Below are 20,232 nucleotides of genomic sequence, written 5' to 3'. Positions count from 1 at the left end.
TTACTCCTTATGTAATGACGATGTTTGAATTTGTTCTTTCCACTCACTTAAATACACTTTTTCCGCTGTAGGAAGTCCAACAGGTAATTGTGCAATCAATTCTAAACTATTTCCATCAGGGTCGTTAAAGTATACGGCTGCATGTGCTAATTCCGGAAAAACAATCGGTTCAATTGGTTCCATTCCAAAGTCTTTTCGTGCTGAAATTCCTTTTTGATTTAGCCAATGAATCGCATTTTCTAAATCATGTAAACTTACTTGAAAGGCGATATGTCGTAAAGAGGGGTGATAATTCACTTTGTATTCTGTGCCTTCCCAAAGGCCGAGCCAACTCTCATTTTCTTTAATCCAAAAGAAAGCAATATTATCTCCTCGTTTATATAATTTTAGCCCTAGTGATTCATAAAAAGGTATTGATACTTTTAAGTTGCGGACAGGTAAATGTGCTTCGTAAAGACCTCTAATCATTGTAATCCCCCTTAGTAAAAATGTTTCTTATTCCATAGTAAACAATATGTTGCTAGTTGAAATCGCAAATAAGAGGGATATAAATTCATACGAAAGTATGAAAAAAACAGCTCAAATATGAGCTGTTTTTCTATAGTTTTTAGTTCATTTGTCAAGGATAGGATATATTAATATCCGTATCCGCCGCCACCCCAACAGCTACATCCGATGATGATTAGAAGGATGAATAGTACGATAAGCAAAGCAAATCCACCGCCGAAACCAGCGCAACTTCCACCATAACTCATATGTTTTCCTCCTTTTTAGTAAGTTAATCTATATGGTTCATGGACTACTATATACAGTATGTTTTTTGTATAGAAAACGAGCCAGTCTTATTTATAATTAGACAAATGCCTGTAGATTCATTAGGATTGTATGTTAGTGATTTGTAAATAAACCTTTACATGATTCGTAATTTAGGCATAGAAAAATAAAAAATTGTAAAAAAAACCATTTTTTTATTTTTTTATGAGAGAATATGTACTATAATTTTACAAGTAATATTATGGGAAAAGGGAGTTTTAGTATAGAGATGGAGATGGGACAATTACAAAATAAAATAGAAAACAAAAAGAAAGAATTAATTCAACTTGTTGCGAGACACGGATTGGATCATGATAAAGTTTTGTTATTTAGTCGTGATTTAGATATACTAATTAATAAGTTTATGAATATAAAAGACAAAGTGCATAAATAAAAAATTTATAGTTTTTTATATTAAGATGTTTCACAGAAAGGAGAGGACAGTAATTGGAACATTTACAGGAAGAATTGTATAAACAAATAAAAGAAGAAAAAGGTACAGTTACAATTTTCTTAAAGAGTGGCGTTAGAATAGTAGGAGAAGTTGTTGGAGTAGATAAATTTACAGTTTTAATTTTAGTGGATGGAAAACAACAGCTTATTTATAAGCAGGCTATATCAACAATAATGAAATAAGACACTCTTGTTGAGTGTCTTATTTCATTATTGCTTGCATGCCTCAACATCAATGCCGGCAGCAATTAACTTCTTTTCTCCATCTTGTTCAATAATTTTTTGTAATTTAGATAGGAAAGAATCAAAGTTTGTATGCTTTGCTACTTGGAATGTCATTTTATGTTCAATTGGTAGCCACGTATCAATATCAGCTTCGTTATGCTGGATTTTCACCTCAAGTTTATCGAGTGCATTAGCAACTTTTGCTTCGTACGTATCTTTTGCTTCAAACTCCATCCATAAGTCATATAATTCCTCACCGAGAGAACCTGTTAACGTTTGTTTAATATTTAAAATAGCTTCTAGTTCATTTTTTTGTTTTTGTAGCTGTAATTCGTGACTATTCATCGTATCAAATGCAGGGATATCACCAGCTTCGGCTTCGACTAGGTCGTGAATAATAACCATTTTAAGTAATTTCTCAATATTTACTTTTTGATCCAAATAAGGTTCAACTAAAATGGCCATTAGAGACATACGCCATGTATGTTCGGCAACACTTTCTTGACGCCCGTTGGAAAGCCAGCTATGTCGCATTTCATATTTTAGTTTTTCTGCTAATGCAATGACTTGTAAAATGTTGTGTTCCATCGTGAGCCTCCTCATGTTTTTATACCATAATTCTAATATAGAAATGAAATGTGTCAATTTCATGAGTATATTGCGATAAACAGATGATAAGCGTATAATACATGTTATATGTGAAAACGTATTATTAAAATAAAAAAATGTTATATGAAAATGGAAAGGAAAGGGCAGAAATATGGGAGAAAAAAATCAAGTATTAGCTAGACCACAAAGAAGAAAAAGGAAGTTTGATATTTCTAGCCCAGTGGGCATTATAGTAGGTTTCATCATAGTGATAGCGGCGATTATGCTTGGCGGCGGTGGAATAAAAGCTTTCAAAAACTTTTTAGATATTTCATCTATTTTAATTGTCATAGGGGGAACAACAGCGACAATTGTTGTGGCATATCGATTTGGAGAAATAAAAAAATATACGAAAAGTATTTTCACTGTTTTACATAGAAGAGAAGAAGATTTAGAACAGTTAACAGATTTGTTTGTTGATTTTTCAAAAAAGTCTAAAAAGAACGGTTTGCTTTCTTTAGAGGTTGATGGAGAGCAAGTAGACAATCCTTTTATTCAAAAAGGAATTCGATTAATGTTAAGCGGTTACGATGAAGATGAATTAAAAGAAGTGTTATTGAAAGATATTGAAACGGAAGTGTATGAGTTAAGAAAAGGAGCGGCATTATTAGATAAAATTGGTGATTTTGCTCCAGCTTGGGGAATGATTGGTACGTTAATCGGTCTTATCATTATGCTCCAAAACTTACAAGATACATCGCAAATTGGTACAGGGATGGCAGTTGCGATGTTAACGACATTATATGGGTCTGTACTTGCGAATATGATTGCAATCCCTCTGTCGGAAAAAGTATACCGTGGTATTGAAGATTTATATACAGAGAAGAAGTTTGTAATAGAAGCAATTTCAGAATTGTATCGCGGACAAATCCCTTCTAAATTAAAGTTGAAACTGGATACATACGTATACGAAACAAAGGTAAAAAAGGTAAAAGGAGCAGCCTAATATTTCAAGGAGTGGTATGATGAGTAAAGGATCGCAAAAGGGATCGCCTCGTTGGATGACGACTTTTACAGATTTAACGATGTTATTATTAACTTTCTTCGTATTACTAGTTGCTACATCAAAGCAAGATGCAGTAAAATTGTCAAAGATGCTTGAAAAGTTTAGTGATACGGGGCAAGTAGATGCAAAAGTAATGGAAAATACAATACCAGATATTTCACATGAAAAAAATGATGAAAAAATGATTTCAAAAAAGAGAATGGATGAATTATATAAGAAGTTGAAAGCGTATGTAGATAATAACGGTATTAGTCAAGTGAATGTATATCGAGAGGATACAGGGGTAAGCGTCGTTATAGTAGATAATTTAATATTTGATACAGGCGATGCGAACGTTAAGCCCGAAGCGAAAGGGATAATAAGTCAATTAGTTGGATTTTTTCAATCCGTACCTAACCCAATTGTTGTAGAGGGACATACAGATAGTAGACCTATTCATAACGAGAAATTCCCTTCTAATTGGGAGTTATCTTCAGCACGAGCGGCAAATATGATTCACCATTTAATTGAAGTGTATAATGTGGATGATAAAAGGCTAGCTGCAGTAGGATATGCAGACACAAAGCCAATTGTACCAAATGATTCACCGCAAAACTGGGAAAAAAACCGTCGCGTTGTTATTTATATAAAAGAGTAGTATATTATTATTTTAATAATAAAATAATAAAAATACGAAAATTCTTTTAAAAAAATATTAAATTTTATCATTTTATTTTGTATAATGAGTGAGAATGATAAGGTGAAATATTAAGATATATTTATACATAGAAGGAGAGAATTAAAAAGAATGGCACATAAAATTTTAGTAGTAGACGATGCGATGTTTATGCGAACGATGATTAAAAATTTATTAAAAAGTAATGCTGAATTTGAAGTTATCGGCGAAGCAGAGAATGGGGTAGAAGCAATTCAAAAGTATAAAGAACTTCAACCTGATATTGTAACATTAGATATTACTATGCCAGAAATGGACGGGCTTGAAGCATTAAAAGAAATTATTAAAATTGATTCAAGTGCAAAGGTTGTTATTTGTTCTGCAATGGGACAACAAGGTATGGTATTAGATGCAATTAAGGGCGGGGCAAAAGACTTTATTGTAAAGCCATTCCAAGCGGATCGTGTAATTGAAGCTTTAACAAAAGTAGCAAATAGTTAATATAGAAGGGGTGCCACAAGGAATCAAAACAGTGATAGCGGATCGACGTGTGGCCCCCTTTTTTCTCATTGTAAAACACTAAATTGTTATACATAAATGAAATGTTTGTTAGACAGGTAGGGGATAAAAATGCAAACAGATCTATTAAATATATTTTTCGAAGAGTCAGAAGAACATTTACAGTCGCTAAATGAAAATGTGCTAGTGTTAGAACAAAATCCTGCTGATATGGATGTTGTAGGAGAAATATTCCGATCCGCTCATACATTCAAAGGTATGTCTGCGAGCATGGAATTTACGGAAATGGCTGATTTAACGCATAAGATGGAAAATGTGTTAGATGAAATTCGTCATGGAAATATAGTTGTAAATGCGGATATTATTGATGTGATTTTTGAGTGCATTGATAATTTGGAGAAGATGGTTGCAGATGTGCAACAAGGTGGAATGGGCAATATTGATGTAGCCTCAACTAAACAGAAATTAGAAGCATTATTGAACGGTAATGTAGAAACTCCTACGGAACATATAGAGCAAAATCATATAGACACCGATGATGGAGTTTCGCATGAAGTGCATATAACAGTTGAACAGCAAGCAATTTTAAAAGCAGTACGTGCCATTATGTGTATTGAAGCATTGCAGAATGTAGGGAATATACAAAAAACAGCTCCGAGTATTGAAGAAATTGAAGCAGATGCTTTCGGATTTGAATTTACAGTATTTATGGATACTGATTGTAGTATAGAAGAATTGAAACAAGTAGTACTTCATGTTTCTGAAATTGAGAAAGTGGAAGTAAAGCAAGGAGAACCTATATCGAGGGAAGTAGCTTCTAAAAAAGTTGTTACACAAGAAGTTGTGCAAGTAGAAGAAATGCTACAACCAGCTGTGGCTACGCAGGTAGAATCACCGATAGTGGCAACGAATCAACCTACAAGTGCTATGCCAGCTAAAAGTACTACAAAAACGAAAAATGCTAAAGTGGAGAATCGTTCAATTCGTGTTCAATTAGAGAAAATCGAAAGATTAATGAATATGTTTGAAGAAAGTGTAATTGAACGTGGGCGCATTGATGAATTGGCTCAAACGATTCAAAACAAGGAGTTAATTGAACATTTAAATCGATTAGGCGATATTTCAAAAGATATTCAAAACGTACTATTAAATATGCGTATGGTGCCGATTGAAACTGTGTTCAATCGTTTCCCACGTATGGTACGTATGTTAGCGAAAGATTTAGGGAAAAAAATCGATTTACAAATTACAGGTGAAGATACTGAAGTAGATAAAATTGTTATTGATGAAATCGGTGATCCGCTCGTTCATTTAATTCGAAATGCAATCGATCATGGTGTTGAAACTGTAGAAAAACGACGTGATGCAGGTAAAAATGAGACAGGTACTATTAAATTAGAAGCCTTTCATAGTGGAAATCATGTCGTTATTCAAATTACGGATGATGGAAACGGTATTAATAAAGGGAAAGTATTAGAAAAAGCGATTAAAAATGGCGTTGTAACTGAAGCAGATGCAAATAGATTAACAGATCGTGAAGTGTTTGATCTTATTTTCCAACCAGGATTTAGTACAGCTGAAGTTGTATCAGATCTTTCTGGACGCGGTGTCGGATTAGATGTTGTAAAACATACGATTCATAGTTTAGGTGGACATTTAATCATTGATTCTGAGGAAGGAAAGGGAAGTACATTTAGAATTGAACTTCCGTTAACGTTGTCTATTATTCAATCTATGCTTGTTCAAACGAATGATAAGCGTTATGCTTTACCTCTTGGAAATATCGTTGAAGCAATTCGAATTAAGAGAGAAGACATCCAATCCTTACAAGGAAAAGATGTGTTAAATTATCGTAATCAAATTATTGAAGTGAAACATTTAAGTACTGTATTTGGTGAAAAAACAGTAGATGAGGCGTTTGCGTCATATGATGGTCAAATGGTTCCTGTGTTAATTGTTCGTAATACACATCGCAGCTATGGACTTATTGTAAACACAATTATCGGTCAAAGAGAAATAGTCTTAAAGTCATTAGGTGACTTCTTTGCAGAGAGTTCTAACTATTTCTCTGGTGCGACGATTCTCGGTGATGGACGAGTGGTCCTCATTTTAAACCCAGAAGGTTTATAATAGGAATGAAGGAAAGCTCCCCACTTGTATACAATTGGGGAGCTTTTTGGCTAATCGTTACCAATCTAATAATGGGAATACATACATATTAACGTTTTATATAATAAGTTTGCTAAAATCAAATGAGAGTTTATATTATTTGATAGAAAAACAGAAATGAGGAGGCAGGGAAAATGCCTGAGCAACACACAAAAGGGGATACGAGCACGATTGTGCTAGAAAAAGAAAATGAGCATTTAACGCCTCAAGAATGCGATATTCTTGGCGAAATTGCAAATATATCATTTGGTTCAGCTTCGACTGTATTATCAACGATTTTAAATAGGCAAGTAAGCATTACTGCTCCTCGCATAGAGTTGGTAGATTTATATGATTCAAGAGATGTCGAAGTTCCACATGTTGTATTAAACATTCATTTTACAAAAGGATTAGATATGGAAAACCTTCTTGTTCTTAAACAAGATGTTGCATTGTCCATTGCTGATTTAATGATGATGGGAACAGGTGAAGTGGAGGATGGAAAAGAACTTGGTGAATTAGAACTAAGTGCTGTACAAGAAGCGATGAATCAAATGATGGGATTCGCAGCTACATCTATGTCGGAATTCTTCCAAGATACAGTAGATATGTCTCCGCCGACGATTAATGTTGTAAAGTTATCGGAAGAAATGGAGAAAATCTCTGAAATCGATGGGAATCATACGATTGTTAAAGTGTCGTTTGATTTAAAGATAGATAATCTTGTAAACTCTAAACTTGTACAAATTGTTTCAGTTGAGCATGCGAAACAAATGGTAAATAAATTAATGCAATTATCTGGTGGAGTAGAAGAAAAAGACGAGCCAGCAGAAGTAGTGGAAACTGAGATTGTAGAAGAAGTTGAAAAAGAGCATTTAACACAAGAAGAGAAAGATGTGCTTGGTGAAATTGCAAATATTTCAATTGGTTCCGCTTCAACAGTATTGTCAACGCTTTTAAATCAGCCAGTTACAATTAGTACACCAAATGTGGAAGCAATCAATGTTCGTCATTATGATGGAGTACCAGTGCCATTTGTTATTTTAAATGTTGACTTTGTTGAAGGGCTAAAGAATGAGAATGTATTCGTATTTACGAAAGATGTCGCCTTAACAATGGTAGATTTAATGATGATGGGAACAGGGGAAGTTGATCCGGAAAAAGAGCTTACTGAATTAGAACTGAGCGGTATTAAAGAAATTATGAACCAAATGATGGGTCACGCTGCTACGGCGATGTCAGAAATGTTCCAAGAAAAAATGGACATGACGCCGCCAAATGTTAAATTTGTAACGTTAAAAGAAGAAATGGAGTATTTGGGAGAGTCAATGGAAGTGGACGAACTCGTTCAAATTACGTTCAATCTTGAAATTGGCGATCTGCTTCAATCGAAAATGTATCAAATTTTGCCGATTTCTGAAGCGAAAGAAATGGTAAGGCGACTTCTGTATCCGATGGTGGAAGAAGAAGAGATTGCAACAGAAGAAATTGTAGAACCAGTTGTGCAACCAATTGAATTTAAAGAAGTAAAACAAATGGAACCAGTATATATGGACACGTCCATTCTACAAAATGTAGAAATGAACGTGAAATTTGTATTTGGAAGTACAGTGAAAACAATTCAAGATATATTAAGTTTACAAGAAAATGAAGCAGTTGTACTAGATGAGGATATTGATGAACCGATTCGTATTTATGTAAATGATGTATTAGTGGCGTATGGTGAACTTGTAAATGTAGATGGATTTTTCGGAGTAAAAGTGACGAAATCACTATAAGGCATTGAAATAGGAGTTTGAACTAGTAGATGAAAAACGTAAAGTTTTTTCTAATGAGTTGGCTATGCATACATGTGTGCTTGTTCTTCCCCTTGCAAAGTCAGGCTGAGGAACAAATTGAGCCAGATCAAAAAATAAATGAAGTGAATGTACAAGAAGAAAATAAGGAATCTCAAGAACCGCCAGAGCAAGTGGAAACGAAACAAAAAGAAGAGAAACAAAAAGAAGAGAAACAAAAAGAAGAGAAACAAAAAGAAGCAGAACAACAAGAAGTAGCAAATAAACAATTGAGTGAAAGAAAGATAGAAACGGAACAGGGAATTATTACGATAAATAAGCCGGAGCTTAAAGTTGGCGAAGAAGTGCGGATTGCTGTAGAACCAAATGGGAAAAACATTCAAAGTATGAAAGGTATATTGCAGTTACAAAAAAATGGCGAGCAATATGCGCAAGAAAGAATGTTATCTTTTGAGTATGATGAAGAAACGAAGAGCTGGGTTGCTAACTATAAAGCAGGGGATTTTGATTTGCAAGGTGATTGGAATCTTCAGCTTGTTCAAAGTTACAAAGAGAATGAGAAAGAAGAGCTCGTAAAAAATGAAGTAAAAGTCCCACTCATTCGGATTAAAAATGAAACGCCAACTATAGATAAAGAATTGCCAAAGTTACAGAAAGTTACTATTGATGAAGTAAAAGAGAACTTAGTTGAACGAAAACAGGGAGATTCTATACATCTACGAGTAAAAGCGTCAGATATAGAATCGGTTGTAAAAGAAGTGCGCGTTACATTAAAAGGGAAAGAAAATAAAGAGCTTTCGTTTTTATTAGACTACAACAAGCATGATATGGATTGGCAAAAAGTATTTGAAATAACAGAAGCATTGCCGGCTGGTCCATATGAATTACTTGTAGAGATAATAGATGCAGCAGATAATAAACTTGTTGAGAAAAGTGAATATATCATTTCTGTTTTGGCACCAAAAAACGAAGATGATAAAAAGATAGAAGAGAAAGAGAAAGAAGATAAATTAGATAATAAACTAGAAAATGAATTAGAAGATAAGAAAGAAAATGAGAAACAAGAAGATTCGAAAGTCAAAAACCCGCTTCCAGAAGAAAATTTGCCAGTTGTTCAAATTCCGAAGCAAGATGAGATAGTAAATAAGTTTATAAAAGAACCGTTGAAAGAGAAAGAGGAATTTACTTACGTTATAAAAGAGCCGTTCGAAGACAACAAGGAAGTACATAAGGGGAAGGACCAAAAAGAGAAAAATAACAAACAAGTTGCCTCTAAAAAGAAAGAACAAAATGAAGAACCGAAAGACAAGAAAGAAGAAAAAGGTGAACAGGGAGTGCAAGCTTCTGATGTGTTTACTATCATGTCAGGTTTATTCGTACTGTTTTTAGTTTTAAAGAGTAATAAAGAATGGGGCTAATTATTTCATAGTAGTGGAGGCGCTTAAATGGAGATTAAACGTACGACAATTGAAGATAAGGCGTTACAACCATTAAAACAGCCTGCAGCTATTTCGGAGCATGAAATCCAGAAAGAACGAAAGCGTAGCAATTTAGTGTTTACTGGACAGTCTAAAATTATTTCGAAAAATAATGAAATAGGTATTTTACTTGCAAGTTTAAGTGATGGAAAGATTATGAAGGAAATGCTTTCTAAAGAGATGGATACAGTGTTACAACTTTTTAAAAAGTTACACACGTTATCTGGAGAAGGTAAGCAAACAGAAAAAATATTTGAACAAGTAATTAGAAGCCTACAAGGGCTTGTTAAGCAGGCGCATATAAAAGAACTTCCTTTGTTAGATGGAACATATGATTTCGCTGAAGTACAACTATCATTTGGTAGAAAAGTACATATTCCGTTACTAGATGTGAGTGCACTTATCTCTAGAGTGGAAAGTGATTCTTCAGAAGGAAATATAAATTTGATGGTAACGGTTATTACTGCTTATATAACGAAACTGTCTAACGAAACAATTTTAATTAGCGTTACAGACCGTATTGCTAAAGATCGGGATGTAAGTGTATGGAGAGCGCTTGCGGAAATGAACATGACACAATTGTCACAGGCGTTGAAACATACGGTGCAAGAACATAAATGGTCTATGACGTTTCTTTTTCTCTTTATATGGATTGTCGGTATTATTTTAATTCGAGTTATGTAAAAAGGTCGTCACTTCATTGTGACGACCTCTTTTATATTTTTTCGTAGAAGAATGTATCAAATCGCTGAAGATTGTAACGTTCGGGTGTTAAAATTTGTTCCGTACTACCAACAAATAGTACACCGCCTTTTCGTAAAGAACGACTAAATTTTTCATAAAGTTTTACTCTTGCTTCTTCTGTAAAATAAATCATTACGTTACGACAAATAATCAAATCATAATTTGTATCGAACGACTGCATTAAAAGGTCGTGCTGTTTGAACGTAACGTTTTGTTTAATGTTTTGATGCAATGAATATATATCATTCTCTTTTTTGAAATGACGTTCTTTCAAATCATTAGGTAATTCCTTCAGAGAACGTTCTGTATATTGACCGCGTTTTGCGGTTTCTAAAATATGAAAATCAAGATCTGTTGCTTGAATTTCAAAACGAAATGGAGCTAGATGCTTTGATAAAATTAAAGAGAGTGTGTACGGTTCTTCACCAGCAGCGCAAGCGGCACTCCATACCTTTAATTTTCCGCTATTTTGTTCGAGTAATTTTGGTAGTGCTTTCGACTCTAAAGTTTGCCAGCGTTCTTTATTTCTAAAAAACTCTGAAACGTTAATTGTAATATAGTCAATAAAATTTAAAAATAAATTTTGATCAGCGCGTAATTTGTTTAAAAAATTAGTGTAGTTTTCGAAGCCTTTTCTCGAAATGAAAGCATCGATTCTACGGCGCATTCTATCTTGTTTATAAGAAGCGATATCCATATTGAATTGTTGTTTAAAACTCGCGATAAAATGATCATAATCTTGTTCAATTATCATATTTACAATGGGCACAATAATGATATTGTGCCTCCCCCTTTACATCATACGAATTTTTTGTTCAAAGCTTTTTTTCATTTGCTTTTCATGTAATCCTGGTAAATCATAAATGACAGCATCAATACCTGCTTCTTTTGCAACATCGACAGGGATGACAGATGTATGTTTGTCCCCATTATAAAAACAGAGAACTAAATCAGTGTCTTCAATAATTTGTTTAACAAAAAACATATAATCTGATCGGTAAATGGAGTCAGAAGGATGATCAAAAGCAACATATTCGGCTCCGTGTTTTTTTAAGTAATCAACGACTTCTTGAAATTCATCTGTTATTGCTTGCAATGGTTGCAGTGTGTAAAGGCATAAATTTTGAGCGAGTCTTTCATTCTCAACGAAAAAACGAAGAACCTCATTTTCAATAGATTTATAACATAATATGTAAATTTTATGTTTGTGAGCATAGTCAGTTAAAAATTTTTTAATTTCTTCTTGATCTAATGCTGTTAATTGATTTGAACCACAAAGGAAAATATTCATAGAATTGTGCCACCTCATGCTAAATTGTAACATATCTTTTATAAAAAATAACTGCAAAATATTACTGTTCAGAGTATAATTATAAATAACTGGATTTTACGATTAAGTTTAGGAAGAAATAAAAAAATAAATAGGTGATATATATGCTACGTTCTATCTCACATAATCCAATTTTATCGCATATACCGCCTGCTACTCAAATGCCGAAAGAAGCAAATGTCAGGACAGGACTTGCATTTTCGGATAATTTGCATGCAGATCCGAAAAAAGATAAATTACTAGAACAAATGGAAGCGTTTGTCGATAATATTGGAGAAATTAAAGAGAAAATTGAAATGGAATTAACGCTTGATAATGTAATGGAATACAAAAATACAGTAAAATCATTTTTGAATTTTTACGTTGATAATGTATTGCAGTATAAAGATGTCATGTCTCGTCACCCACGTTACGGATATTCACAGAAAATGACGATTGTGAAACAGGCAGAAATGGGATTGAATGAATTAGAAGATGTGATGAATTTAATTAATACGAAAACAGGACATTTAGAAATGTTAAATCAAATTGGAGAAATCCATGGTTTAATTGTGAATTTAGTCTTGTAAAAGGAAGGAAGCTATATGTACATACAATTATATGAAAAACTCGTTATTATTCAAAAAGCGTATGAAAATATTCAAGCGCTTGGAGAGCAAATATATGAGAATTTAAAAAATAAAAATGTAAATGCAGTTCAAAAGTTACAAGTAGAGCAATTGCAGTACATTGATGGTTTAAAAGGGTTATCAAGCTCATTTGAAGAAATGGTTGTTCAGTTCTGTAAAGAACAAGGAGTTGAATCGTTTCGTGTAAGTGCGTTATTTTCGTATTTTTCTCAAGAAGAAATTGAAAAAATGGAAGAATTACAAAAAAACGTAACTGAATTAGAAGAGAATGTAAAAATGATTCTTTTGAAAAATCAATATTACTTAAATGTACTATTAAAAACTACAGAAAGTATTGTGGATTCTGTTTCTGAATATAACTTAGAGCGAAACAATAATTCGCAAATCTTTATGAACGAACTATTGTAAAGGAGAAGTGAAGCTTTATGAGATTATCTGATTATAATACACCGCTATCGGGCATGTTAGCGGCTCAAATGGGGTTACAAACAACGAAACAAAACTTGTCTAACATTCATACACCGGGTTATGTGCGTCAAATGGTGAATTACGGATCTGTTGGAGCAAGCAATGGTCATACGCCAGAACAGAGAATTGGTTACGGTGTACAAACGCTAGGTGTTGACCGTATTACTGATGAGGTAAAGACGAAGCAGTTTAATGATCAATTATCTCAGCTCTCTTACTATAACTACATGAATTCGACTTTATCACGTGTAGAGTCTATGGTTGGAACGACAGGAAAGAATTCATTATCTAGTTTAATGGACGGTTTCTTTAATGCCTTTCGTGAAGTGGCGAAAAATCCAGAACAACCAAACTACTACGATACATTAATTTCTGAAACTGGGAAGTTCACAAGTCAAGTGAATCGTCTTGCGAAAAACTTAGATACAGTGGAAGCACAGACGGCAGAAGATATTGAAGCGCATGTTAATGAATTTAATCGTCTTGCTGCTAGTTTAGCAGAAGCGAATCATAAAATTGGGCAAGCAGGTACACAAGTACCGAATCAACTTTTAGACGAACGTGATCGCATCGTTACAGAGATGTCTAAGTATGCAAACATCGAAGTATCTTATGAATCTATGAATCCTAATATCGCGAGTGTTAGAATGAATGGTATTTTAACAGTAAATGGACAAGATACATATCCACTTCAATTAAATAAAGAAAAAGACCCGATGTCAGTTGAGATTTACGGTTCAGAAATCTCTGTAACTAGCGGGGCGATAAAATCAGCGATTGATACGAAAGCGAAAATTGTTGATTATAAAAAAAATCTTGAAGACTTAATGAGTTCAGTGAAAACTCAAGTGAACACAGTGATGGGAAAAGATTTCTTCGTTGGAGATTATGCGAAAGACATGAAGTTAAATCCAGAATTCCAAAAGGATATTTCGAAAATGAAAATATCTGCTGAAACAGCAAATAAACTAGCAGCAATTACAGATGGAGATTATAAAGAAGGTCTTTCTTATAAACAAGCATTAGACCAATTTATAGTTCGTGTAGCTTCTGATAAAAGTGCAGTGAATGCTTATCAAAAAATTCATGGGGACTTATTAGAAGGCATTCAGCAAGAAAAGATGAGCGTTGAAGGGGTAAATATGGAAGAGGAAATGGTAAATTTAATGGCCTTCCAAAAATATTTCGTGGCGAACTCTAAAGCTATTACTACGATGAATGAAGTGTTTGATAGTCTATTTTCGATTATTCGATAGGTGATAGTAATTGAATGAAAATATATAAGGAGGAGATAGAAATGAGAGTATCTACATTTCAAAATGCAAACTGGGCAAAGAATCAGTTAATGGATTTGAACGTGCAACAGCAATATCATCGAAATCAAGTAACTTCAGGGAAGAAAAACCTTCTTATGAGTGAAGATCCACTTGCAGCGAGTAAGTCATTTGCGATTCAACATTCATTGGCGAATATGGAGCAAATGCAAAAAGATATAGCGGATTCGAAAAATGTATTAACACAAACTGAAAATACTTTACAAGGTGTTTTGAAATCTTTAACAAGAGCAGATCAATTAACAGTACAAGCATTAAGTGAGCAAAATGGTGAAAAAGAATTGAAAGCAATCGGTGCAGAGATTGATCAAATTTTAAAACAAGTTGTATATTTAGCGAATACGAAAGAGCAAGGCCGTTATATTTTCGGTGGTGATAGTGCAGAGAATCCACCATTTACAGAAGATGGTACATACCAGGGCGGAAAAAATGATGTGAACTGGCAACTAAATGACGGTTATGAATTCAAGGCGTTCCGTAACGGAGAAGCATTATTATCCCCGGTTATAAAAACGTTAAAACAGATGAGCGAAGCGATGCAAAAAGGTGACCAAAAAGCGTTACAACCGTTATTAGGGGAAAATAAGAAAAACTTAGATGGCATCATTAACCGTACAACTGAAGTTGGTTCAACAATGAACACGATGGAGACGTTTAAAACAATTTTAAGCGAGCAAAATTTAGCGCTTCAAGAAAACCGTAAAGAAATTGAGGATGTCGATTTAGCGGTCGCAATTTCTGACTTAGCATATATAAATGCAACGTATGAAGCGACGCTTAAAGCAGTTAGTACGATGAGTAAAACGAGCATTTTAGATTATATGTAAACGAATAAGGAGTGATACAACATGGCAGGAACATTAACAGGTATTGGCGGTAGACAACAAATTTGGAACCTAGGAAATAATATGATTGATACTTCTAATCTTGTAGAATTAGAATTGCAAGCATTAAATATGAAAAAAACACCGTATACAACGGAAAAACAACAACTTACACAAGATAAACAATTATATACAAGTTTAAAAACAGAATTTAGTTCTTTTACACAAACATTTAAAAACTTAGCATCATTTAAAGGGAATGAAAAAAAAGTTTCAACAACACAGGATGGCTATATTAATGTAATAGCTGATGGCGGAGCGATCTCAGGAACATTCAATATGACAATTAAGCAACTTGCGCAACGCCATCAAATTGCTTCAAATGATATTAAAATTGATGAAAAATTACCTACAGAAGAAACATTGGAAATTAATGGGAAACCACTTAAAGTAACAACGGATATGACTTATAAGGACTTAATTAATAAAATTAATGATGGTGACTATGGTGTTTCTGCATATACGCTTGGTGGCAAAGTATTTATGTCTGCTAAAAAAGAGGGAATGGGAGGCGAAATTAAGTTTACAAGTGAAAAATCTGATTTGTTCCAAAAAATGGGCTTATCTACAGTGGATGGTAAAGCAGTGAACGTCGTTAATGAAGCACAGGATGCAATATACAGTATTAATGGCATTGAAGGAAAAAGTGCTAGTAATACAATTGAAACACTCCCTGGTGTAAAAGTGGAGTTATTAAAAGTAACTGAATCGAAGGTATCGGACGGTGGAACTGGTACAGACACAAAAGGAATAGATTTAAAATTTACAGTAAGTGATTCAAACGTAACAGAAGCATCCAACCTTATAAAAAAAATGGTGGCAGATTATAATAAAGCGGTTTCTACAGTAGATCTTTTTGCTGGAAAAGATGGAGCCTTCCAGGGACAAGTAATTATGCAAAGTATACGCCAAGTAATGAATAGTGTTGTAACATTTTCTCAAGATGATAATTATTTATTTACTTTTGGTATCCAAATAAAGCAGGATGGGACATTAGAAGTCGATGATGAAACTCTAACAAAGGCATTAAAAGAAAAGCCAGATACAGCTAAACAATTTTTCTTTAGCTCAAATGGTTTAGGAAAAATGATGGAAGCCCCGCTTGAAAAGCTTTTCGGTGATAAAGGTGTCGTTGGGGAACGAGTAAAGAGTATAGATTCGCGTGTAAGTGATTTAGATAGAAAAATTAGCGATATTGATATGCAAAATAAACAAAAACAAGATGAAATTGTGAAAAAGTATCAAAAACTAGAAAGTACATTAGCGGCGCTTGATAGCCAACTAAAAACAATTAAAGCAATGACAAAACAAAAAAGTGATGATTAATGAAAGTTGAGGAAGTGATCGTATGCAAGCATGGCAACGTTATATGCAAAATGATATTATGACGAGTAATCCGATTAAAAATACAATTTTTATTTATGAAAGATGTATTGTAGAGTTTCGTAATTTAGAAGAACTTTTACATACTTTTAAACTACAAGAAGGGGACGCACTTCTTGAAAAATTAGAACGTATTTTTGAAGAACTAAAGCTTCAATTAAATCCTGAGATTACGAAAGATTTATATGATAGTTTATATGGTTTATATGACTGGATTAGCATTCAAATTCAAACGATGAAAGTCACGCGTGAAGTAAAAGATATTGATGCCATTGTGCAAGTGCTACAGGATTTAATAGACGGATACCGTGGAGCGCTTGAAAATGAACAATGATATTTATCGAACGTTTGTCGGCTGTTTTAATGAAATCGGTGAATTGCAAGTGTCAGATGAAGAGTTTGCTGAGAAGAGTGAGATGTTAAATCGTTGGATGATGACACTAGATGAAGAAAAACGTACGCAAGTTGCAGCAGAAGTAAGCCCATTCATTATTAAGGCAGCTCAGCATATTCGAGATAAGCAAAAGATTTTGGAAGAAATGATTATGGCAAATGATGGGCGAATGAAGGCTAATTCATTTTACGGTAAATATTAATAATAACGTTTAGAAACAGATTCCCCTTTTAAAAGGGGGTCTATTCCTTCGTTTAAATAAAGAACTCCGCTGATTGAGGTTTCATTTTATGACTGTGATGAAAAAATAGTAATCTAAATAATAGAAAAATGGATTTTAGTTTATAGTTCATATATTGAAATGTTGTATAGATTACTGGGTGTATACAGTTTTTTGCATTCTTTTTTATATTTTTGTATTTTTCTAAAGACAATAATGGAAAAATGGAATAAAATATGTAAGGGTACATAATAGTAAATATTTTAATAAACACATATAAGAAAATAAATAATGAAATGAAACTTCTATCAGTGGATCATTACGTTAGAAAAGAAAGGGTGTGGAATATGCCAGATTTAGTGAGTGATGTAAGCCATTATATGAATTATTTAGTGACGAAACGAAATACTGTTTCTAGTAATATTGCAAATGCGAATACACCTGGCTATAAAGCACAAGATGTAACATTTGCTGAGCAGATGAATAAAAGTAGTGCATTATATAAAAACAATGCGGCTGATTTAAAGAGCAATCCAGATTTATATCAAACGAATGAAATGCACTTGCCGACAGTAAATACGAAAAATACATATGCAAAGATTCAAACAAAATCAATGCAAACGAATAAAGACGGAAATAGTGTGGATGTAACGACAGAAATGCTAGATTTAATGAAAACAAATCAGTTATACGGTATTTCAGTTAACGCAATTAATACACAATATGCAATTAACCAAGCGGCACGCGGACGTTAAAAGTAGAAGGAGAGACAACGGATGTTTCAGGCAATTAATGCAAGTGGCTCAGGGCTAACGACAGCGAGAAAGTGGATGGAAGTTACTTCTAACAATATTGTAAATGCAAATACGACGGCGGCTCCGGGGGCAGATTTATATGAGCGTCGTAGTGTGGTGCTAGAATCAAACAATAGTTTTGCAAGTATGCTAGATGGGGCTCCTACTAACGGAGTAAAGATAAAAAGTATTGAAGCAGACAAAACGGAAAATTTAGTGTATGATCCGACGCATCCGCACGCAAATGAAGAAGGATATGTACGTTATCCAAATATTGATGTAACTGCTGAAATGACGAATGTTATGGTTGCTCAAAAAATGTATGAAGCAAATACGAGTGTATTAAATGCAAATAAAAAAATGCTTGATAAAGATTTAGAAATCGGCCGAGGATAAGGGGGAAGATAGTAATATGAAAATCCAACCAATGTTACATACACAACCATTTGGAGCAATTCAGTCAATTGGTGCACCGAAAACTTCTGAAACATCTGTAGCTCCGGGGAAAAAGTTTATTGATTTATTGGAAGATATGAATCAAACGCAAAACAATGCACAAACAGCAGTATATGATTTACTAACTAAAGGGGTAGGAGAAACACATGACGTTTTAATTCAGCAAAAGAAAGCTGAGTCTCAAATGAAAACGGCTGCTCTCGTACGTGATAATCTTATTGAAAATTATAAGTCACTAATTAATATGCAAATTTAGGAAAGTGGACGGGTGTGTTTAAATGGAAAAGATGAAAAATGTTATCCAATCATTAAAAACGTGGCATAAGTTAGTAATTGGTGCTGCGCTTTTAGCGATTGTAACAGGAGCACTTTTATACTTCACCTTGCCAGATAAATATGTTGTTGTATATCAAAATTTAAATGATACAGATAAACAAGAGATTACAGCAGAATTATCGAAGTTAGGTGTCGATTATCAATTAGCGGCCGATGGTTCGATTCGTGTGCAAAAGAATGATGCTCCATGGGTTCGAAAAGAAATGAATGGGATGGGCTTACCGTTTAATTCTAAAAGCGGTGAGGAAATTTTATTAGAAAGCTCGCTCGGTTCAAGTGAGCAAGATAAAAAAATGAAGCAAATTGTCGGGACGAAGAAGCAATTGGAGCAAGATATTGTAAGAAACTTTGCGACAGTTGAAACGGCAAATGTTCAAATTACATTGCCTGAAAAAGAGACAATTTTTGATGAAGAAAAAGCAAAAGGAACAGCGGCGATTACGGTTGGAGTGAAGCGTGGCCAATTGTTAACAGCTGATCAAGTTGCAGGTATACAGCAAATGATTAGTGCAGCAGTTCCTGGTGTGAAGGCAGAAGAAGTAAGTGTTATTGATAGTAAAAAAGGTGTTATCTCAAAAGGTACAGATGAAGCACATTCTAGTAGTTCCTCTTCTTACGAGAAAGAAGTAGAGATGCAGCACCAACTTGAAGGTAAATTAAAGCAAGATATTGATGCAACATTAATGACGATGTTTAAACCGAATGAATATAAAGTGAATACGAAAGTATCTGTAAACTACGATGAAGTTACACGTCAGTCAGAAAAGTATGGTGATAAAGGTGTACTTCGTAGTAAACAAGAGCAAGAGGAAAGCTCTACTGCGCAAGAAGGGGCAGATACGAAGCAAGGTGCTGGTATTACAGCGAACGGTGAAGTGCCAAACTACGGTACGAACAATAATCAAAATGGTAAAGTTGTCTATGATAATAAAAATGGTAACAAAATCGAAAACTATGAAATAGATAAAACAGTTGAAACAATTAAGAAACACCCAGAATTAACGAAAACAAATGTTGTTGTATGGGTAGATAATGATACGCTAGTAAAACGTAGAATTGATATGACAACTTTTAAAGAAGCAATTGGAACAGCGGCAGGACTTCAAGCTGATCCGAACGGTAACTTTATAAATGGTCAAGTTAACGTTGTAACTGTTCAGTTCGATCAGCCGAAAGCCGAAAAAGAGAAAGAGCCAGAAAAAAGTGGTATGAACTGGTGGTTATTCGGTGGAATTACAGCTGGCTTATTAGCAATCGGTGGTCTAGTATGGTTCTTATTAGCAAGACGTAAGAGAAAGAAAGAAGAAGAGGAATATGAAGAATACTTAGCAGAAGAGGAAGTGGCTGCAAGTAATGAAAGTATCTTGGAAATTCCTGAAGAAAAAATAGTGCCAGAGCCAAAACCTGAACCAGAAGAACCGAAAGAACCAACGTTAGATGAACAAGTGCAGGATGCTACGAAAGAACATGTAGAAGGAACTGCAAAAGTAATTAAAAAATGGTTAAACGGACAGTAAGG

Annotated in this window: 25 protein-coding genes; 20 read left to right on the top strand and 5 right to left on the bottom strand. The window is 34.0% G+C overall.

What is annotated here, in order from left to right:
• Together MRP26_RS03870 and MRP26_RS03865 are read right to left on the bottom strand one after the other, a co-directional pair.
• Complete coding sequence (locus MRP26_RS03870; RefSeq protein WP_033696135.1) at positions 1 to 468, bottom strand: VOC family protein; 468 nt, start codon at positions 466 to 468, stop codon at positions 1 to 3.
• Positions 469 to 635: 167 nt separating this feature from the next.
• The gene (locus tag MRP26_RS03865) at positions 636 to 755 is read right to left on the bottom strand and encodes a YjcZ family sporulation protein (protein WP_000120179.1); all 120 of its coding nucleotides are present in this window, start codon (positions 753 to 755) and stop codon (positions 636 to 638) included.
• 233 nt (positions 756 to 988) lie between these two features.
• Here MRP26_RS03865 and MRP26_RS03860 point away from each other — a divergent pair, with 233 nt between their 5' ends.
• Together MRP26_RS03860 and hfq are read left to right on the top strand one after the other, a co-directional pair.
• Positions 989 to 1,207: an aspartyl-phosphate phosphatase Spo0E family protein gene (locus tag MRP26_RS03860; RefSeq protein ID WP_000291691.1), complete on the top strand. Its 219-nt coding sequence runs from the start codon at positions 989 to 991 to the stop codon at positions 1,205 to 1,207.
• A 53-nt stretch (positions 1,208 to 1,260) separates the two neighbouring features.
• On the top strand, positions 1,261 to 1,449 hold the full coding sequence (gene hfq, locus MRP26_RS03855) for an RNA chaperone Hfq (RefSeq protein WP_000400665.1): 189 nt from the start codon (positions 1,261 to 1,263) through the stop codon (positions 1,447 to 1,449).
• Positions 1,450 to 1,476: 27 nt separating this feature from the next.
• Here hfq and MRP26_RS03850 read toward each other — a convergent pair whose 3' ends face one another.
• A complete protein-coding gene (locus MRP26_RS03850; RefSeq protein ID WP_090975988.1) occupies positions 1,477 to 2,079 on the bottom strand; it encodes an HD domain-containing protein in 603 nt (200 codons plus the stop codon).
• 172 nt (positions 2,080 to 2,251) lie between these two features.
• Here MRP26_RS03850 and MRP26_RS03845 point away from each other — a divergent pair, with 172 nt between their 5' ends.
• From MRP26_RS03845 to MRP26_RS03815, 7 genes are all read left to right on the top strand, one after another.
• Positions 2,252 to 3,085 carry a flagellar motor protein MotP gene (locus MRP26_RS03845; protein ID WP_000504186.1) on the top strand — a complete coding sequence of 278 codons (834 nt, stop codon included), beginning with the start codon at positions 2,252 to 2,254 and terminating at the stop codon, positions 3,083 to 3,085.
• Positions 3,086 to 3,104: 19 nt separating this feature from the next.
• Positions 3,105 to 3,782, top strand: a complete 678-nt coding sequence (locus MRP26_RS03840; protein ID WP_023521597.1) for an OmpA family protein — start codon at positions 3,105 to 3,107, stop codon at positions 3,780 to 3,782.
• Positions 3,783 to 3,932: 150 nt separating this feature from the next.
• Positions 3,933 to 4,301: a response regulator gene (locus MRP26_RS03835; protein ID WP_000940568.1), complete on the top strand. Its 369-nt coding sequence runs from the start codon at positions 3,933 to 3,935 to the stop codon at positions 4,299 to 4,301.
• Between the two features lie 129 nt (positions 4,302 to 4,430).
• Complete coding sequence (locus MRP26_RS03830; RefSeq protein ID WP_242805989.1) at positions 4,431 to 6,449, top strand: chemotaxis protein CheA; 2,019 nt, start codon at positions 4,431 to 4,433, stop codon at positions 6,447 to 6,449.
• A gap of 173 nt (positions 6,450 to 6,622) precedes the next feature.
• On the top strand, positions 6,623 to 8,245 hold the full coding sequence (locus tag MRP26_RS03825) for a flagellar motor switch protein (protein ID WP_242805988.1): 1,623 nt from the start codon (positions 6,623 to 6,625) through the stop codon (positions 8,243 to 8,245).
• Positions 8,246 to 8,274: 29 nt separating this feature from the next.
• Positions 8,275 to 9,681: a transglycosylase gene (locus MRP26_RS03820; RefSeq protein WP_242805987.1), complete on the top strand. Its 1,407-nt coding sequence runs from the start codon at positions 8,275 to 8,277 to the stop codon at positions 9,679 to 9,681.
• 27 nt (positions 9,682 to 9,708) lie between these two features.
• Positions 9,709 to 10,425: a hypothetical protein gene (locus tag MRP26_RS03815; protein ID WP_016082186.1), complete on the top strand. Its 717-nt coding sequence runs from the start codon at positions 9,709 to 9,711 to the stop codon at positions 10,423 to 10,425.
• Positions 10,426 to 10,456: 31 nt separating this feature from the next.
• On the opposite strand, the gene cheR is transcribed toward MRP26_RS03815, so the two are convergent.
• Together cheR and MRP26_RS03805 are read right to left on the bottom strand one after the other, a co-directional pair.
• Entirely contained in the window at positions 10,457 to 11,239 is a 783-nt protein-coding gene (gene cheR / locus MRP26_RS03810; protein ID WP_242805986.1) for a CheR family methyltransferase, read from the bottom strand.
• Between the two features lie 39 nt (positions 11,240 to 11,278).
• Positions 11,279 to 11,776, bottom strand: coding sequence for a flagellar motor switch protein FliG (locus tag MRP26_RS03805; RefSeq protein WP_001020110.1), 498 nt, complete (start codon positions 11,774 to 11,776; stop codon positions 11,279 to 11,281).
• 143 nt (positions 11,777 to 11,919) lie between these two features.
• Here MRP26_RS03805 and MRP26_RS03800 point away from each other — a divergent pair, with 143 nt between their 5' ends.
• The 11 genes from MRP26_RS03800 (at position 11,920) to MRP26_RS03750 (ending at position 20,230) form a co-directional block, all read left to right on the top strand.
• Positions 11,920 to 12,384: a YaaR family protein gene (locus MRP26_RS03800; protein ID WP_000946323.1), complete on the top strand. Its 465-nt coding sequence runs from the start codon at positions 11,920 to 11,922 to the stop codon at positions 12,382 to 12,384.
• A gap of 15 nt (positions 12,385 to 12,399) precedes the next feature.
• Positions 12,400 to 12,852 (top strand): hypothetical protein, encoded by a 453-nt coding sequence (locus MRP26_RS03795; protein ID WP_000275878.1) that lies wholly within the window; start codon positions 12,400 to 12,402, stop codon positions 12,850 to 12,852.
• A gap of 17 nt (positions 12,853 to 12,869) precedes the next feature.
• Complete coding sequence (flgK, locus tag MRP26_RS03790; protein WP_029441901.1) at positions 12,870 to 14,168, top strand: flagellar hook-associated protein FlgK; 1,299 nt, start codon at positions 12,870 to 12,872, stop codon at positions 14,166 to 14,168.
• A gap of 41 nt (positions 14,169 to 14,209) precedes the next feature.
• A complete protein-coding gene (locus tag MRP26_RS03785; protein WP_001266416.1) occupies positions 14,210 to 15,073 on the top strand; it encodes a flagellar hook-associated protein 3 in 864 nt (287 codons plus the stop codon).
• A gap of 21 nt (positions 15,074 to 15,094) precedes the next feature.
• Positions 15,095 to 16,456, top strand: a complete 1,362-nt coding sequence (locus MRP26_RS03780; protein WP_000929251.1) for a flagellar hook-associated protein 2 — start codon at positions 15,095 to 15,097, stop codon at positions 16,454 to 16,456.
• A 22-nt stretch (positions 16,457 to 16,478) separates the two neighbouring features.
• A complete protein-coding gene (locus MRP26_RS03775) occupies positions 16,479 to 16,847 on the top strand; it encodes a flagellar export chaperone FliS (protein WP_001149520.1) in 369 nt (122 codons plus the stop codon).
• Entirely contained in the window at positions 16,837 to 17,109 is a 273-nt protein-coding gene (locus MRP26_RS03770; RefSeq protein ID WP_001058075.1) for a hypothetical protein, read from the top strand. Before MRP26_RS03775 ends, MRP26_RS03770 begins: the two co-directional genes overlap by 11 nt.
• A gap of 314 nt (positions 17,110 to 17,423) precedes the next feature.
• Entirely contained in the window at positions 17,424 to 17,882 is a 459-nt protein-coding gene (flgB, locus tag MRP26_RS03765) for a flagellar basal body rod protein FlgB (RefSeq protein WP_003277601.1), read from the top strand.
• A 21-nt stretch (positions 17,883 to 17,903) separates the two neighbouring features.
• Positions 17,904 to 18,317, top strand: a complete 414-nt coding sequence (flgC, locus tag MRP26_RS03760) for a flagellar basal body rod protein FlgC (protein ID WP_000484680.1) — start codon at positions 17,904 to 17,906, stop codon at positions 18,315 to 18,317.
• Between the two features lie 16 nt (positions 18,318 to 18,333).
• On the top strand, positions 18,334 to 18,633 hold the full coding sequence (gene fliE / locus MRP26_RS03755; protein ID WP_000701668.1) for a flagellar hook-basal body complex protein FliE: 300 nt from the start codon (positions 18,334 to 18,336) through the stop codon (positions 18,631 to 18,633).
• A 22-nt stretch (positions 18,634 to 18,655) separates the two neighbouring features.
• Positions 18,656 to 20,230, top strand: coding sequence for a flagellar M-ring protein FliF C-terminal domain-containing protein (locus MRP26_RS03750; RefSeq protein WP_030024830.1), 1,575 nt, complete (start codon positions 18,656 to 18,658; stop codon positions 20,228 to 20,230).
• Positions 20,231 to 20,232: the final 2 nt, after the last annotated feature.

Origin of the sequence: Bacillus sp. CCB-MMP212, from assembly GCF_022748145.1 — a bacterium.
Lineage (GTDB): Bacteria > Bacillota > Bacilli > Bacillales > Bacillaceae_G > Bacillus_A > Bacillus_A cereus.
This window is presented reverse-complemented; position numbering and strand designations above follow the sequence as displayed.